The organism is Streptomyces sp. NBC_01454, from assembly GCF_036227565.1.
Lineage (GTDB): Bacteria > Actinomycetota > Actinomycetes > Streptomycetales > Streptomycetaceae > Streptomyces.
In genome coordinates, this window is record NZ_CP109460.1 from 3,251,863 (window position 1) to 3,266,630 (window position 14,768).

Annotated in this window: 13 protein-coding genes; 3 read left to right on the top strand and 10 right to left on the bottom strand. The window is 72.8% G+C overall.

The window, feature by feature from the left end:
- The first annotated feature begins 132 nt into the window (after positions 1-132).
- Positions 133-1,236, top strand: coding sequence for a citrate synthase 2 (locus tag OIU81_RS14100; protein WP_329147642.1), 1,104 nt, complete (start codon positions 133-135; stop codon positions 1,234-1,236).
- A gap of 541 nt (positions 1,237-1,777) precedes the next feature.
- Positions 1,778-2,200: a RidA family protein gene (locus OIU81_RS14105; RefSeq protein WP_329147644.1), complete on the top strand. Its 423-nt coding sequence runs from the start codon at positions 1,778-1,780 to the stop codon at positions 2,198-2,200.
- 16 nt (positions 2,201-2,216) lie between these two features.
- Here OIU81_RS14105 and OIU81_RS14110 read toward each other — a convergent pair whose 3' ends face one another.
- The 8 genes from OIU81_RS14110 to OIU81_RS14145 form a co-directional block, all read right to left on the bottom strand.
- Positions 2,217-2,867 (bottom strand): TetR/AcrR family transcriptional regulator, encoded by a 651-nt coding sequence (locus OIU81_RS14110; RefSeq protein ID WP_329147646.1) that lies wholly within the window; start codon positions 2,865-2,867, stop codon positions 2,217-2,219.
- Positions 2,855-3,625 (bottom strand): enoyl-CoA hydratase family protein, encoded by a 771-nt coding sequence (locus OIU81_RS14115; protein ID WP_329147649.1) that lies wholly within the window; start codon positions 3,623-3,625, stop codon positions 2,855-2,857. Before OIU81_RS14115 ends, OIU81_RS14110 begins: the two co-directional genes overlap by 13 nt.
- Positions 3,622-5,211: a 4-coumarate--CoA ligase family protein gene (locus OIU81_RS14120; protein WP_329147650.1), complete on the bottom strand. Its 1,590-nt coding sequence runs from the start codon at positions 5,209-5,211 to the stop codon at positions 3,622-3,624. The genes OIU81_RS14115 and OIU81_RS14120 overlap by 4 nt, the downstream gene beginning before the upstream one ends.
- 94 nt (positions 5,212-5,305) lie before the next feature.
- Positions 5,306-6,469: an acyl-CoA dehydrogenase family protein gene (locus tag OIU81_RS14125; RefSeq protein ID WP_329147652.1), complete on the bottom strand. Its 1,164-nt coding sequence runs from the start codon at positions 6,467-6,469 to the stop codon at positions 5,306-5,308.
- Between the two features lie 62 nt (positions 6,470-6,531).
- The gene (locus OIU81_RS14130; protein WP_329147654.1) at positions 6,532-8,469 is read right to left on the bottom strand and encodes an acetyl/propionyl/methylcrotonyl-CoA carboxylase subunit alpha; all 1,938 of its coding nucleotides are present in this window, start codon (positions 8,467-8,469) and stop codon (positions 6,532-6,534) included.
- Positions 8,470-8,476: 7 nt separating this feature from the next.
- A complete protein-coding gene (locus OIU81_RS14135; protein WP_329147656.1) occupies positions 8,477-10,075 on the bottom strand; it encodes an acyl-CoA carboxylase subunit beta in 1,599 nt (532 codons plus the stop codon).
- Entirely contained in the window at positions 10,072-11,817 is a 1,746-nt protein-coding gene (locus tag OIU81_RS14140; RefSeq protein ID WP_329147658.1) for an acyclic terpene utilization AtuA family protein, read from the bottom strand. The genes OIU81_RS14135 and OIU81_RS14140 overlap by 4 nt, the downstream gene beginning before the upstream one ends.
- Positions 11,814-12,617, bottom strand: coding sequence for a TIGR03084 family metal-binding protein (locus OIU81_RS14145; protein ID WP_329147660.1), 804 nt, complete (start codon positions 12,615-12,617; stop codon positions 11,814-11,816). Before OIU81_RS14145 ends, OIU81_RS14140 begins: the two co-directional genes overlap by 4 nt.
- A gap of 750 nt (positions 12,618-13,367) precedes the next feature.
- On the opposite strand from OIU81_RS14145, the gene OIU81_RS14150 reads away from it, so the two are divergent.
- Positions 13,368-13,685 carry a hypothetical protein gene (locus OIU81_RS14150; RefSeq protein ID WP_329147662.1) on the top strand — a complete coding sequence of 106 codons (318 nt, stop codon included), beginning with the start codon at positions 13,368-13,370 and terminating at the stop codon, positions 13,683-13,685.
- Here OIU81_RS14150 and OIU81_RS14155 read toward each other — a convergent pair.
- Both OIU81_RS14155 and OIU81_RS14160 read right to left on the bottom strand, forming a co-directional pair.
- A complete protein-coding gene (locus OIU81_RS14155) occupies positions 13,679-14,293 on the bottom strand; it encodes a GPP34 family phosphoprotein (protein ID WP_329147664.1) in 615 nt (204 codons plus the stop codon). The two genes, OIU81_RS14150 and OIU81_RS14155, sit on opposite strands and share 7 nt — an antisense overlap.
- A gap of 6 nt (positions 14,294-14,299) precedes the next feature.
- Positions 14,300-14,665 (bottom strand): DUF1330 domain-containing protein, encoded by a 366-nt coding sequence (locus tag OIU81_RS14160; RefSeq protein ID WP_329147666.1) that lies wholly within the window; start codon positions 14,663-14,665, stop codon positions 14,300-14,302.
- Between the last annotated feature and the right edge of the window lie 103 nt (positions 14,666-14,768).

Below are 14,768 nucleotides of genomic sequence, written 5' to 3' on the forward strand. Positions count from 1 at the left end.
AGGGCATCACCTGGGCGCCCGGTTCGGACCGCGAGCTGCCAGCAGCCGCGTAGCCGCGCGGGCGCCGCACACCACGACCGCACGGCAGCCGCTCACGGAGCGTCTGCCGGCCCCAGCTTGAGGAGCCGCCTGATGTCCGACTTCGTACCCGGACTCGAGGGAATCGTCGCGTTCGAGACGGAGATCGCCGAACCGGATAAGGAAGGCGGTGCCCTTCGCTATCGCGGGGTCGACATCGAAGAGCTCGTCGGTCACGTGTCCTTCGGCAACGTCTGGGGGCTGCTGGTGGACGGGGCGTTCAACCCCGGTCTTCCGCCCGCCGAACCGTTCCCGATCCCGGTGCACTCCGGGGACATCCGGGTCGATGTGCAGTCCGCGCTCGCCATGCTGGCGCCCGTGTGGGGCCTCAAGCCGCTGCTGGACATCGACGAGGCGACGGCCCGTGACAACCTCGCCCGCGCCGCGGTGATGGCGCTGTCCTACGTCGCCCAGTCGGCGCGCGGGCAGGGCCTGCCGATGGTGCCGCAGAAGGAGATCGACACGGCGGAGACGGTCGTGGAGCGCTTCATGAAGCGCTGGCGCGGCGAGCCGGACCCCAAGCACGTCAAGGCCGTCGACGCCTATTGGACCTCGGCCGCCGAACACGGCATGAACGCCTCCACCTTCACCGCCCGGGTCATCGCCTCCACCGGCGCGGATGTGGCGGCGGCGCTCTCCGGTGCGGTCGGCGCGATGTCCGGTCCGCTGCACGGCGGCGCGCCCTCCCGCGTTCTCGGCATGATCGAGGAGATCGAGCGGACCGGCGACGCCTCCGCCTACGTCCGCAAGGCGCTGGACCAGGGCGAGCGGCTGATGGGCTTCGGCCACCGCGTCTACCGCGCCGAGGACCCGCGGGCGCGGGTGCTGCGGCGCACCGCCAAGGAGCTGGCCGCCCCGCGCTTCGAGGTCGCCGAGGCGCTGGAGAAGGCCGCACTGGAGGAGCTGCACAACCGCCGCCCGGACCGGGTGCTGGCCACGAACGTCGAGTTCTGGGCGGCGATCGTGCTGGACTTCGCGGAGGTCCCGGCGCACATGTTCACCTCGATGTTCACCTGCGCCCGCACGGCCGGCTGGAGCGCGCACATCCTGGAACAGAAGCGGACGGGCCGGCTGGTGCGGCCGTCGGCCCGGTACGTGGGGCCCGGGTCCCGGAGCCCGCGGGAGATCGACGGCTACGGAGCGATTGCGCCTCGCTGAGGCTTCCCACGTTGTTGGCTTTCCCGCCGTGGGGGTTGCTCGACGGTTGACGCCTGCTGCGCGGTGCGCCCGTCGTTGCGCCTTTCCGCTGCGCGGGGCTGATTCCCGTGTTGTCGGCTTTCCCGCCGTGGGGGTTTCGCGCCGTTGCGCCTGCGGCGGGCGGGTGGGATTCGGGTGCGGTGACGGGCCTCCGGGGCCGGTGTGTGGGACTGCTTCGCTTTACGTCCCACACACCGGCCCCTCCGGCCCGTCCCCTCCCGTGAGTGGGTGGGTGGAGGGCCGGTGGGGGTGCACGTAAGAGGTCGGGTGCCGGGCCGGGCGAGTTCTCGTTCTGGAATTGCTTCGTCCTGCCCGTCCGAATTCATGGCGTCCGCCGATTCCCGGGAATGTTCAGGGAAAGGCGAGCAGCGGTTTGGTGCATGCCGATGGCGGTCGCCGGAAAATGATCGGCGAGCGGGTACCGTACGGGCACCTGAGGGAGTCGAGCCTCTTGAACAGGCCGCTGGACGCATGAGATCCGGCTCGGATGATGGAGGGTTATATGAGCAACGCCCGTGTCGTGCACTCTCCCGATGCTCCGGACAACACCGGCATCAACGCCGGCAATTTCTCCCAGGCGGCGAGGGTGGGCGATACCGTCTACATCGGCGGCACCCTGGCCATCGACCAACACGCTCAAGACGTCATCGACCAGGATGCGCGCGCGGCGATGCGCCGGGCCTTCACCAATCTCGGCGCGATCTGCCGGCAGGCAGGTACCGCATTGACCGACATCGTCATGCTCACCGCGCTTCTCACCGATCTGGACGATCTGGACGCGCTCAACGAGGTCCAGGCGGAATTCTTCTCGGCGCCGTTCCCGCCGCGCTCCACGCTCAAGGTCGCCGGGCTCCCGCACGGCCGAGTCGAACTCACCGCCGTCGCCGTCGTGGGAAGCGGTCCTCTTGTTCGGGAGGATTCCTGAATTCGCTTGTGCTTTATCAGCACTTTCCCAACCGGCCCTGATCCGCCGGGTTCAGCATGCCGTCGATGATCTTCGCCCACTGTTCGACGACCCGGTCGCGGCGGGCGGAGTCGTCGGTCAGGAGGTTGGCGAGGCCCAGGCCGCGGGCCATGTCGAGGAGGCCCTGGACCGTCTCGCGGACGCCGGGCACCGTTTCGTCGGCGTCCAGGAGGGTTACCGCCGTGCGGTGGGCCTCCCGGCCGACCTTCGCTTCCAGGGCGGTGACCCGTTCGCGTAGTTGTTCCTCGTCGGAGGCGGCCACCCACAGGTGGAGCGCGGCGCGGAACAGCGGGCCTGTGTAGAGGCCGACGAGTTCCTCGACGATGATCCAGGTGCGGGCGACGGAGCCGGCCGGCGGGAGGTTGTGGGCGACGGCCTTGACGGCGCTCTGGCGTTTCTCCGCGACGTGTTCGACGGCCGCGGTGAAGAGGTCCTCGCGGGTGCGGAAGTGGTGCTGGGCGGCGCCCCGGGAGACGCCCGCGCGTTCGGCGACCACGGAGACCGTGCTGCCGCTCCAGCCGCGCTCGGCCAGGCAGGAGACGGCGGCCTCCAGCAGTTTGAGGCGGGTGGCGCGGCTGCGTTCCTGCTGGGGCTGCTTGGGGCCGCGGGCGGGGGTCAGCGCGCCCATGCGGGGGCCCGTCGCTCCAGGAAGGCGGTCATGCCCTCGCGGGCCTCGGCGGAGCCGAAGAGCCGCACGGACTGTGCGGCGAGCGCCTCGGTGTCCCGGTCGAAGGTGTCCAGCACCTGGGCGGTGACCAGCTTCTTCGACTCGGCCAGGCCCTGCGGCGAGCCCTTGCGCAGCCCGTCCAGCACGGGCGCCAGGCCGCTGTCGACGTCGTCGGCGGCGAGGGTGACCAGGCCGATCCGGGCCGCCTCGGCCGCCTCGAACGTCTCGCCGGTCAGGTAGTAGCGGCCCGCGGCGCGCGGGTCCAGGCGCGGCAGCAGCGGCAGGGAGATGACGGCGGGGGCGAGGCCGAGGCGGGCCTCGGTGAAGGCGAAGGTGGCGCCCGGTCCGGCCGCGGAGATGTCGCAGGCGCCGAGCAGGCCCAGGCCGCCGGCCCGGACGTGTCCGGTGACCCGGGCGACGACCGGTTTGGGCAGCGCCACGATGCCGCGCAGCAGCCGGGCCAGGCCCAGCGGCCCGTCCGTGGCCGCGCCCGAGGTGGCCTCGGAGAGGTCGGCACCGGCGCAGAAGGTGCCGCCGGTGTGCGTGAGGACGACGGCGCGGGTCCCGTGGTCGGCCGCGGCGTCCGCGAGGGCCTGGTGCAGTTCGCCCACCAGGCGGGTGGAGAGTGCGTTGCGGTTGTGCGGGGAGTCCAGGGTCAGGGTGGTGATGCCGCGCTCGTGGGAGCGCAGCACCAGGGGTGTCGCGGAGGCGTCGGTCATCGGGGCGTCGAACTCCTTTCCCTGGCGCGCAGTTCGCGCCGCAGGATCTTGCCGGTGGTGGCGCGCGGCACGCTGTCCAGGAACTCCACGCGGCGCACCTTCTTGTACGGGGCCACCTGCCCGGCAACGTACGTGATGACCTCGTCCTCGGTGAGCCGGGCCCCCCGCTGCCGGACCACGAACGCCTTGGGGACCTCGTTGCCGTCCGCGTCCGGGACGCCGATGACCGCGGCGTCGGCGATCGACTCGTGCCCGAGCAGCAGCGCTTCGAGGTCGGCCGGGGCGACCTGGTAGCCCTTGTACTTGATCAACTCCTTGACGCGGTCGACGACATGGAGCCAGCCGTCGCCGTCCGCCCGGCCGACGTCGCCGGTGTGCAGCCAGCCGTCGGGGTCGATCATCGCGTCGGTGTCGGCGGGCCGTCCCAGATAGCCCTTCATGACCTGGGGGCCGCGGATGAGGATCTCGCCGCTCTCCCCCGGCGGCACGTCCACGCCGGTCTCCAGGGACACCAGCCGCATCTCCGTGTTGGGGATCAGCTTGCCGACGGCGCCCGGGGGCGGGTGCGGCGCGTCGAGGGGGACGACGTGGGTGCCCGGGGACAACTCGGTCATTCCGTAGGCCTGGAGGACCGGGGGCAGGCCGAGGCGCCGGGAGCAGGCCGCGGCCAGGTCGGCGTCCAGCGGTGCGGCGGCGCTGACGAGATAGCGCAGCGAGGACAGGTCGTAGTCGGCGACCAGCGGGTGTTTGGCCAGGGCCAGCACGATCGGGGGCGCGACGTAGACGGCGGTGATGCGGTGGCGTTCGATCGCGGTGAGAAACTGGCGCAGGTCGAAGCGGGGCAGCACGACGACGGTGGCGCCCTGCCGCAGCGGGGCGTTCATCAGGGCGGTCAGGCCGTAGATGTGGAAGAACGGCAGGACGGCCAGCACCCGGTCGTCGGGGCCGCTGGAGATCAGCGGGGTGAGCTGGGCGAGGTTGGTGGCGATGCTGCGGTGGGTGAGCATCACGCCCTTGGGGGCGCCGGTGGTGCCGGAGGAGTACGGCAGGGCGGCCAGGTCGGTGGCCGGGTCGAGGGCGACGGACGGTTCCGGGTCGGTGCAGGCGGCCAGGTCCTGGATGCCGCGGTGGCCGGGGGCCCGGTCGCAGACGAGGATCTCGGCGATGCCGCCGGCCTTCCGTGCCGCGCCGCGGGCGGTGTCCAGCAGCGCCGAGACGGTGACGATCCAGCGGGCCCCGGAGTCGGTCAGCTGCTTGGTGAACTCGTCCTCGGTGGCCAGCGGGTGGACGGTGGTGACCGCCGCGCCGCAGCGGGTGGCGGCGTAGAACACGACCGGGAAGAGCACGCTGTTGGGGCTGTGCAGGGCCAGTACGTCGCCCTTGCGGACGCCGGAGGCGGCGAGTGCGGCGGCCGTCCGGCGGCTGAGGTGGTCGAGCCGGGCGTAGCTGAGGGTGGTGCCGTCGAGGCCGTCGACGAGGGCGGGCCGCTCGCCGTACTCCGCCGCCCTCCCGAGGACCGCCTCGTGGATCGGCAGTTCCACGGGGGCGATGTCGGCGTACTCGCTGCGGAAGACAGGGGACACCATCCTGGGCCATTCCCTTCGGGGCGGGAGGACGACGGGCGGCACGGTGCCGCCCGGCCGGGCGGGTGGGCCGTCCGGCGCGAGCAGCATCGCGCGCTCAGTACGACTTGGGCAGCCCCAGCGACTGGTGTGAGACAAAGTTGAGGATCATCTCCCGGCTCACGGGGGCGATGCGCGCCACCCGGGCCGCGGTGACCATCGAGGCGAGGCCGTACTCCCGGGTGAGGCCGTTGCCGCCGAGGGTGTGCACGGCCTGGTCGACGGCGTGGACCGCGGCCTCGGCCGCCGCGTACTTGGCCATGTTGGCGGCCTCACCGGCGCCCATGTCGTCGCCGGCGTCGTAGAGATGGGCGGCCTTCTGCATCATCAGCCGGGCGAGTTCCAGCTCGATATGGGCCTGGGCGAGGGGGTGCGCGATGGCCTGGTGGGCGCCGATGGGCTCCTTCCACACCTGCCGGGTACGGGCGTAGTCGACGGCCCGGTCCAGCGCGTAGCGGCCCATTCCCAGGGCGAACGCGGCGGTCATGATCCGTTCCGGGTTGAGCCCGGCGAAGAGCTGGAGCAGCCCGGCGTCCTCGTCGCCGACCAGCGCCCCGGCGGGCAGCCGCACCTCGTCCAGGGTCAGCTCGAACTGCTTCTCCGCGGCGGCCAGTTCCATGTCGATCGGGCGGCGGCCGAAGCCGGGGGTCTCGCGCGGGACGATGAACAGGCAGGGCTTGAGCCGTCCGGTCCCGGCGTCCTCGGTGCGGCCGACGATCAGGGTCGCGTCGGCGATGTCGACGCCGGAGATGAAGACCTTCCGGCCGTTGAGGACCCACTCTCCCCCGTCCCGGCGGGCGGTGGTGGTGATGCGGTGCGAGTTGGAGCCGGCGTCCGGCTCGGTGATGCCGAACGCCATGGTGCGGGTGCCGTCGGCGAGGCCCGGGAGCCAGGTCCGCTTCTGCTCCTCGGTGCCGAAGCGGGCGATGACCGTGCCGCAGATCGCGGGCGAGACCACCAGCATCAGCAGCGGACAGCCGGCAGCCCCCAACTCCTCCAGGACCAGGGAGAGTTCGGCGATGCCGCCACCCCCGCCGCCGTACTCCTCGGGGAGGTTGACGCCGAGGTAGCCGAGCTTGGCGGCCTCCGCCCAGAGCGCGTCGGCGTGCCTGCCCTCGGCCACGACCTGCGTGATGTACTCCCGGCCGTAGCGTTTGCCGAGGGCGGCGACGGAGCTGCGGAGGGCGCGGTGTTCCTCGGACTCGATCACAGGGTTGCTCATGGCGGCTCCATGTGTGCGGTGGGTGAGGTGGTGCGCGGGCGAGGGGGGAGGGCGGGGCGCGGTCAGTCCGCGTCTGCGGGAGTCGTGGCGTCGACGACGGCCAGCAGGGCCCCCACTTCGACCTGCCGTCCGGTGTGGACGGGCAGTGAGGTGAGGGTGCCGGCGGCGGGTGCGGTGATCTTGTGTTCCATCTTCATCGCCTCCAGCCACAGCAGCGGCTGGCCGGCCTCGACCCGGTCGCCCTCGGTCAGGCCGGGGGCGATCCGGACGACCGTGCCGGGCATCGGCGCCAGCAGCGAGCCGGGCTCGGTGCGGGCGGCGGGGTCGGGGAAGCGGGGCAGTGCGGTGAACGACCACGCGCAGGGGGCGGCCGCGCCGGACAGCGGGGGCGCGTCGACATGGACCCGGTCGCCGTAGCGCGCGACCGCGAACCGCCGCCGGACGCCGTCGACCTCCAGCACCACCTCGTGGGCGCCGAGGGTCAGCAGCCGTACGCCGGGGAAGTCCTCGGCCGACAGCCCGTCCCGGCCGAGCCGGTAGCGGATCGCGTACGCGGTGTCCCCGCAGGCGTACGTCTTGGTCTGCGGCCCCGAGGGGACGTTGCGGAAGCCTCCGAAGCGGGAGCGGCCGGCCGCGTCGGCGAGGGCGGCGGCGAGCGCGAAGACGCCCCCGCCGGCCGCGCCGGACCCGGTGAGCGCGGCGAGGTTGCGGTCGTAGAAGCCGGTGTCCAGCGCGCCGGGGTCGGTGAACTCCGGGTGGCGCAGGGACCGTACGAGCAGGTCGCGGTTGGTGACGGGACCGTGGATCACGGCCCGCTCCAGGGCGCCCGCCAGCTTGCGTACCGCCTCGTCCCGGCTCGGCGCCCAGGCGATGACCTTGGCGAGCATCGGGTCGTAGTGGACGCCAATGGTGTCGCCGTCGCGCACCCCGGAGTCCAGCCGGACGCCCTCGGGCAGGGCCAGCCGGTGCAGGGTGCCGGTCTGCGGCTGCCAGCCGGCGGCGGGGTCCTCGGCGTACAGCCGCGCCTCCACGGCGTGTCCGTGCGGCCGGGGCGGCTCGCCCTCCAGGGGCCGGCCCTCGGCGACCCGCAGCTGGAGGGCGACCAGGTCGAGTCCGTGGACCGCCTCGGTGACCGGGTGCTCGACCTGGAGGCGGGTGTTCATCTCCAGGAAGTACGCCCGGCCGTCCGCGGAGACCAGGAACTCCACGGTGCCCGCGCCCCGGTAGTCGATGGCGCGCGCGGCCCGGTCCGCGGCCCGGTGCAGGGTCTCCCGCAGCGCGTCGGGCAGCGCGGGGGCCGGGGCCTCCTCGATGACCTTCTGGTGGCGGCGCTGGAGGGAGCAGTCGCGGGTGCCGAGCGTCCAGACGGTGCCGTGTGCGTCGGCGAGGATCTGCACCTCGACATGGCGTCCGCCCACGACGTACGGCTCGACGAACACCTCACCGTCCCCGAAGGCGGCCGCCGCCTCGGCCTTGGCTGCCGTCAACTCCTCGTCGAGGGCGGCGAGTTCGGTGACCAGGCGCATTCCGCGGCCACCGCCGCCGGACGCCGCCTTCACCAGCAGCGGCAGGTCGGCCGCGGTGGCCGCGCCGGGGTCGACGGGTGCCAGCAGCGGCACCCCGGCGGCCGCCATCAGCTCCTTGGCCCGGGTCTTGGAGGCCATGGCCTCGATGGCGGCGGGCGGCGGGCCGATCCAGGCCAGGCCGGCGCCGGCCACCGCCGCGGCGAAGCCGGCGTTCTCGGAGAGGAAGCCGTAGCCGGGGTGGACGGCATCGGCGCCGGCGGCCCGCGCGGCCGCCACGATCAGATCGCCGCGCAGATAGGTGTCGGCGGGGGCCTCGCCCGGGAGCCGTACGGCGGTGTCGGCCTCCTGGACGAAGCGTGCGCCGGCATCCGCGTCCGAGTACACGGCGACGGTGGAGATGCCCAGCTCACGGCAGGTGCGGAAGACGCGCCGGGCTATTTCGCCGCGGTTGGCGACAAGGACGGAACGGATCACTTCTGCCTCACATCCGGAAGACGCCGAAGCCGCCCCGCGCGCCCTCGACCGGGGCGGTGTGGAGGGCGGACAGGCACAGGCCGAGGACGGTTCGGGTGTCGCGCGGGTCGATGACCCCGTCGTCGTAGAGCCGCCCGGACAGGAACATCGGCAGCGACTCCGACTCGATCTGCTGCTCGACCATGGCGCGCAGCCCGGCGTCCGCCTCCTCGTCGTACGGCTGCCCCTTGGCCGCGGCCGAGGCGCGGGCGACGAGGGAGAGCACGCCGGCCAGTTGCTGCGGCCCCATGACGGCGGACTTGGCGCTCGGCCAGGCGAACAGGAAGCGGGGGTCGTAGGCGCGGCCGCACATGCCGTAGTGGCCGGCCCCGTAGGAGGCGCCCATGAGCACGGACAGGTGCGGGACCTTCGAATTCGACACCGCGTTGATCATCATCGCGCCGTGTTTGATGATGCCGCCCTGCTCGTACTCCTTTCCGACCATGTAGCCGGTGGTGTTGTGGAGGAACAGCAGCGGGATGTCGCGCTGGTTGGCCAGCTGGATGAACTGGGCGGCCTTCTGCGACTCCGCGCTGAAGAGCACGCCCTGGGCGTTGGCGAGGATGCCGACTGGATAGCCGTGCAACTGCGCCCAGCCGGTGGCCAGGCTCGGCCCGTAGAGCGGCTTGAACTCGTCGAAGTCCGAGCCGTCCACGATCCGGGCGATGACCTCGCGGGGGTCGAACGGCGCCTTGAGGTCGCCGGGGACGATCCCGAGCAGCTCCTCCTCGTCGTACACCGGCGGGGCGGCCGGGACCGGATCCGGGTGCGCCTTGCGCCAGTTGAGGCGGGCGACCACCCGGCGGGCCTGGCGCAGCGCGTCCGGCTCGTCCAGCGCGAAGTAGTCCGCGAGGCCGGAGGTGCGGGCGTGCATCTCGGCGCCGCCCAGCGACTCGTCGTCGCTCTCCTCGCCGGTCGCCATCTTCACCAGCGGCGGCCCGCCCAGGAACACCTTGGCGCGTTCCTTGACCATGATGACGTGGTCGGACATGCCGGGGACGTAGGCGCCGCCGGCGGTGGAGTTGCCGAAGACCACGGCGACGGTCGGGATGCCGGCCGCCGACAGCCGGGTGAGGTCGCGGAACAGCGCCCCGCCCGGGATGAAGATCTCCTTCTGGCTGGGCAGATCGGCGCCGCCGGACTCGACGAGCGAGATCAGCGGCAGCCGGTTGGCGAAGGCGATCTCGTTGGCCCGCAGCGCCTTCTTCAGCGACCAGGGGTTGCTGGCGCCGCCGCGCACCGTCGGGTCGTTGGCGGTGATCAGGCACTCCACGCCCTCGACGGTGCCGATGCCGGTGACCACCGAGGCGCCGACGGGGTATTCGCTGCCCCAGGCCGCGAGCGGTGACAGCTCCAGGAACGGGGTGTCGGGGTCGAGCAGCAGCTCGATGCGCTCACGGGCGAGCAGTTTGCCGCGCCCCCGGTGCCGGGCGACGTACTTCTCCCCGCCGCCCGCGGTCGCCTCGGCGTGCGCGGCCCCGACGTCCGTCAGCTTCGCGAGCATCGCCGCCCGGCGCTCGGTGTACTCGGCGCCCGTCGTGTCGAGCCCGGTTGCGAGCACGGTCAAAACAACACCTCCGGTATGTCCATGTGCCGCGCGCGCAGCCACTCCCCCACGGCCTTGGCCTGCGGATCGAACCGGGCCTGGGCGGCGACGCCCTCGCCGAGCAGTCCCTCGACGACGAAGTTGAGCGCGCGCAGATGCGGCAGTACGTGCCGGTCGACCGGCAGGCCGGCGGTCTCCGGCAGCAGCTGCCGCAGCCGTTCGACGGTCAGTTCATGGGCCAGCCAGCGCCAGCCCTGCTCGGTGCGGGCCCACACCCCGATGTTCGCCGAGCCGCCCTTGTCCCCGCTGCGGGCACCGGCGACCAGGCCGAGCGGCGCCCGCCGGGTGTCCGTGGCGGGCAGCGGCGCGGGCAGCTCCGGGTCGGGCAGCCGCTCCCACTGCCTTGTGTCACCGGATGGTTGGCAGTGGACTTCGGTCCCGTCCGGGAGGACTGCCAGGTGGGCCACCTCGGCCGCGTCCACCGCCACCGCCTCGAAGACCCCGTACGGGGTGCCCTTGCCGGGCGGTGCGGTGACGTGGAAGCCGGGGTAGCTGGCCAGCGCCAGTTCGACGGCGGCGCCGCTGACCGCCCGCCCCACCGCGTCCTGGTCGGCGTCCCGCACCACCAGCCGCAGCAGCGCGCTGGCCTCCTCCTGGACGTCCGCGTCGTCGTGGTCGGTGCGGGCCAGTGTCCAGCGCGCCTCGGCCGGGCGGCGCTCCGCGGCGTCGAGGGCCGCCTCCATCTGCCGGCGGACCAGCGCGGCCTTGGCCGGGACGTCCAGCCCGGTCAGCACGAAGGTGACCTCGTTGCGCCAGCCGCCGAGGCGGGTCAGCCCGGCCTTGAGGGTCGGCGGCGGTGCCTCGCCGCGCACCGGCCCGATCCGGACCCGGTCCGGCCCCTCCTCCGTCAGCCGCACGGTGTCCAGCCGCGCCGTCACGTCCGGCCCGGCGTAGCGGGCGCCGGACGTCTCGTAGAGCAGCTGGGCGGTGACCGTGCCGAGGGTGACCGCGCCGCCGGTGCCGGGGTGCTTGGTGATCACCGAGCTGCCGTCGGCGGCGATCTCGGCGAGCGGGAAGCCGGGCCGCCGCACGTCATGGGCCCCGAAGAAGGAGTAGTTGCCGCCGGTGGCCTGGGTGCCGCACTCCAGCACATGCCCGGCGACCACCGCCCCGGCCAGCTGGTCCCACTGCTCCGGCCGCCAGCCGAAGTGCGCCTGTGCCGCGCCGCTGACCAGCGCGGCATCGGTGACCCGCCCGGTCACCACCACATCGGCGCCGGCCCGCAGGCACGCGGCGATCCCACCGCCGCCCAGGTAGGCGTTGGCGGTCAGCACCCCCTCGCCCCACCCCCCGCGGGCCAGCAGATCGTCGCCCTCCACATGCGCGACCCGGACGGGCACCCCGGCCTTGTCGGCCACCTCCCGTACGGCGTCGGCCAGTCCGGCCGGATTCAGTCCGCCCGCGTTGGTGACGATCCGCACCCCGCGCTCGACGGCCAGCCCGAGCCCGTCCTCCAGCTGCCGCAGAAAAGTCCTGGCGTAGCCGCGCGTGGGGTCCTTCAGCCGGTCGCGGCCGAGGATCAGCATGGTCAGCTCGGCGAGATAGTCGCCGGTCAGCACGTCCAGGGGGCCGCCGGTGAGCATCTCGCGCAGCGCGTCGAAGCGGTCGCCGTAGAACCCGGAGGCGTTGCCGATCCGGAGCAGGGCGGGGTCCGCTCCTATGGGGCGCACGGGTCCGGCGCCGGCCGCGGGGGCGTCGCTCATGCCGTGGTGCCGTTCCCCGACGGCGCGCGTCCCTTGCCCGGCGGGCCGGCGAAGGCCTGCGCGATCCCCAGCCACCGTTCCGCGTCGGCGCCCTCGGCCCGCAGGGAGGGCAGATCGCGGCGGTGCGCCCGCTGGGTCACCAGCAGACAGAACTCCCGCGCCTCGCCGGTCACCCGCTGCGCCGCGTCCGCCGGTCCGTACTCCCACACGCCGCCGTCCGGCGCCCGCAGCTCGACCCGGAACTCCTCATCAGGCGGGGTGAGTTGATGCGTGGCATACGCGAAGTCCCGGGTGCGCACCCCGATCCGGGCGATGTGCCGCAGCCGCGCGGTGGGCTCCCGGGTGACACCCAGCGCGTCAGCGACGTCCTGGCCGTGCGCCCAGGTCTCCATCAGCCGTGCGGTGGCCATCGACGCCACGCTCATCGGCGGCCCGTACCAGGGCAGCTTCTCGCCCGCCGGCCGCTCGGCGAGCGCCGTCAGCAGCCGCGCGCGGCCGGCCCGCCAGTCGTCGAGCAGCTGCGCCGGCGGCGTGCGGGCCCCGGCCTCGGCGGCCTCGTCGACGAAGGTCAGCGGCGCGGCGAAGGCCTCCTGTGCGGCGCGCGCGAAGCCCTCCGGATCGGTGGCCGAGAGCAGCGCCTGCCGGTCGGTCCAGGCCAGATGCGCGATCTGGTGGGTGATGGTCCACCCCTCGGCGGGCGTCGGGGCCGCCCAGCGCTCGGCGGGCAGCTCGGCGACCAGCGCGTCCAACTCCTCGCTCTCCGCCCTGAGATCCGCCAGTACGGCGCCGGGATCGGACACGCGACACTCCCCTCGTCGTCCCAACTGCCGTGGCAGCGGGGCATGGTGACATGCGGCGACGGCCGCTGCTGCGGCCGTGCGGGTGCGGTGCGGTGTGGTGCGGGTGCGCTCCGAGCGTGGCAGCGCGGCCGGAAACAATCAAGCACGCCTGCATGATTTTCTGGTCGGTGATGCGGATGGCGAGGGCGCTCCGGGCGACGGCCTGACCGACCTGCGACCGGGAGCCCCGGCTGCCGCTCCGGGCCGGGGGGCACCGCGGGCCGCCCCCGCCCCTCCGTCCCGCCCGCACCGCCACGAAAAGCGGCGCCCCCGCCTCCCCCGCAAAAGGCCCGCCCCCTCCCCAAAAGCCCCCCACGGATAGGGGCTCAGGCCTTCAAGGATCGTCAGGAACGCTTCAGGAATCTTCAGAATCTTCAGGAATGCTTCAGGAATTCAGCCGCTCTTCAGATTCCCTCGCCCTTGCTGGTGAATTCATTACGAGCCGGGCCGTGCGCTTTGAATCCTCCGCCGGATGCCTTAGCGTTTCGAGTGCCGCCACAGCCTCCACGCGACCCCGACGAATTTCTTCATCCCACCCTTTCCCTTCTTTTGATTGCGTCGCTCACCGACGTGTGACCAGCACCGGGGCCACCGCCCCGGCGCACTGCTCTCGCGTGACCGGACGGCCAGGAGGCTGCTGTGTTCTTCGCCCGATACGCCGCACTGCAACATCAACTCGCCGTTCTCCGCCTCAATGCAGGAGGAATTCCCGTGACCCACCCCGTGGCGGAAGCGGCTCCCGTGCCGACCCTGCGGCTGCAATGGGACGCTGATTCCTCTCCCGTGACCTACTTGCTGGTCGTTCCGGACGAGCAACAGCGGCGAAAGATGACCCTGAACGGCATGGTGTACGACCCGCTCGTCCACGCTGCCTGGATTCTGGCGCAGCGCGGCCACGACAGTTCCTGTCTGTCGGACCGGTTGGGCATTCCGCAGGGGGCCGCACGCCACGTCGTCAGATCCGCACGCCGGCAGTCCACGGCACCGCTCATGCGCGACGAGGAGCCCCCCACCCGCAGCGGTCAGTAACCCCGCCGCACGTTGTCCACGGCCGCGTCGTCGCGCCGTCGGTCGCGCCGCTGCCGTTCGGCCGCCAGCTCCTGTATCGCGTCCTCAACAGCCGTGATCACCGTGGTCACCGCGTCATCGGTCACTTCCGGTGCGTCGTCGGGCCGCTCCTCGCTGATGCCGGCGGCCGCGGCCAGGGCGACGAGGACGGGTTCGCCGGAGGTCCAGCGGTACGCCGCCTCGCGACGGGCGGGCGTATCGACCAGCACCACCTCATCGGTCCGCAGCAGCAGCCAGCGACGGTGACGCTGCCGGGTCAGCTGCCCGTCCGCCTCCAGCGCGGCCAGATACGTGTCGGCCAGCCCGCGGCCCCTGCGCCACAGCCACTCGGCGACCGGCTCGTACGGCATCTGCTGGACCACCGAGGACGCCGCCTCGTCCAGCAGACGGTCGGTGATCGCCGGCCGGTAGCCGGGCACGATGCGCTCCCCGTCCAGCCCGATGGCCCGGGCCTCCAGCAGGTCGATCGCCTCGGCCGCGGCCAGCGCGAGCGCCAGATCGCCGCGCTCCACGGCGCGCACGGGGGCCGCGTCCATCGCCACGATCAACAGATCCCGCGGTGTGGTCATCCCCGATCAGCCCCTGACACCGGAGGCCGCCCCGGCGGCTTCCCGTATCTGCCGCGCGACGCCGGCCACGGTGAAGCCGGGGCCGACACCGTCCACCAGGATCAGATCACTGAGGGCATTGTTCGCGCGGAGCGGCAAGATCTTGCGGTATTCGGGCGACTCGTACCAGGCTTGCGCCTCGGCCATCCCGGGGAATTCGATCAGCACCACCAGCCCCGGCCATGCGCCCTCCACCACCTGCGGTTCGCCCTGCGCCGGCCACTTTCCGCCGTGCGCGGTGACAGTGCTTTCCACCTGCTCCAGATACGACAGGCCCTCTTCCGTCGGAATGCCGCCGGGTAGCCGCAGATGATTGATCAAATAGGCGCTCATCTCAAACACTCCAGCGTAACGCGGCAAGTGCCACACCGCACTTCAGAGTTGCCCGCCCGCCACCCCGCCCCACGGGGCACGGAGCCCACTTGCTGCGAAGAAG

Bases quoted from the DNA above. Each gene is read 5' to 3' on its own strand.
- OIU81_RS14100 (WP_329147642.1), top strand. From the start codon at position 133: ATGTCCGACTTCGTACCCGGACTCGAGGGAATCGTCGCGTTCGAGACG.
- OIU81_RS14105 (WP_329147644.1), top strand. From the start codon at position 1,778: ATGAGCAACGCCCGTGTCGTGCACTCTCCCGATGCTCCGGACAACACC.
- OIU81_RS14110 (WP_329147646.1), bottom strand. From the start codon at position 2,867: ATGGGCGCGCTGACCCCCGCCCGCGGCCCCAAGCAGCCCCAGCAGGAA.
- OIU81_RS14115 (WP_329147649.1), bottom strand. From the start codon at position 3,625: ATGACCGACGCCTCCGCGACACCCCTGGTGCTGCGCTCCCACGAGCGC.
- OIU81_RS14120 (WP_329147650.1), bottom strand. From the start codon at position 5,211: ATGGTGTCCCCTGTCTTCCGCAGCGAGTACGCCGACATCGCCCCCGTG.
- OIU81_RS14125 (WP_329147652.1), bottom strand. From the start codon at position 6,469: ATGAGCAACCCTGTGATCGAGTCCGAGGAACACCGCGCCCTCCGCAGC.
- OIU81_RS14140 (WP_329147658.1), bottom strand. From the start codon at position 11,817: ATGAGCGACGCCCCCGCGGCCGGCGCCGGACCCGTGCGCCCCATAGGA.
- OIU81_RS14155 (WP_329147664.1), bottom strand. From the start codon at position 14,293: ATGACCACACCGCGGGATCTGTTGATCGTGGCGATGGACGCGGCCCCC.
- OIU81_RS14160 (WP_329147666.1), bottom strand. From the start codon at position 14,665: ATGAGCGCCTATTTGATCAATCATCTGCGGCTACCCGGCGGCATTCCG.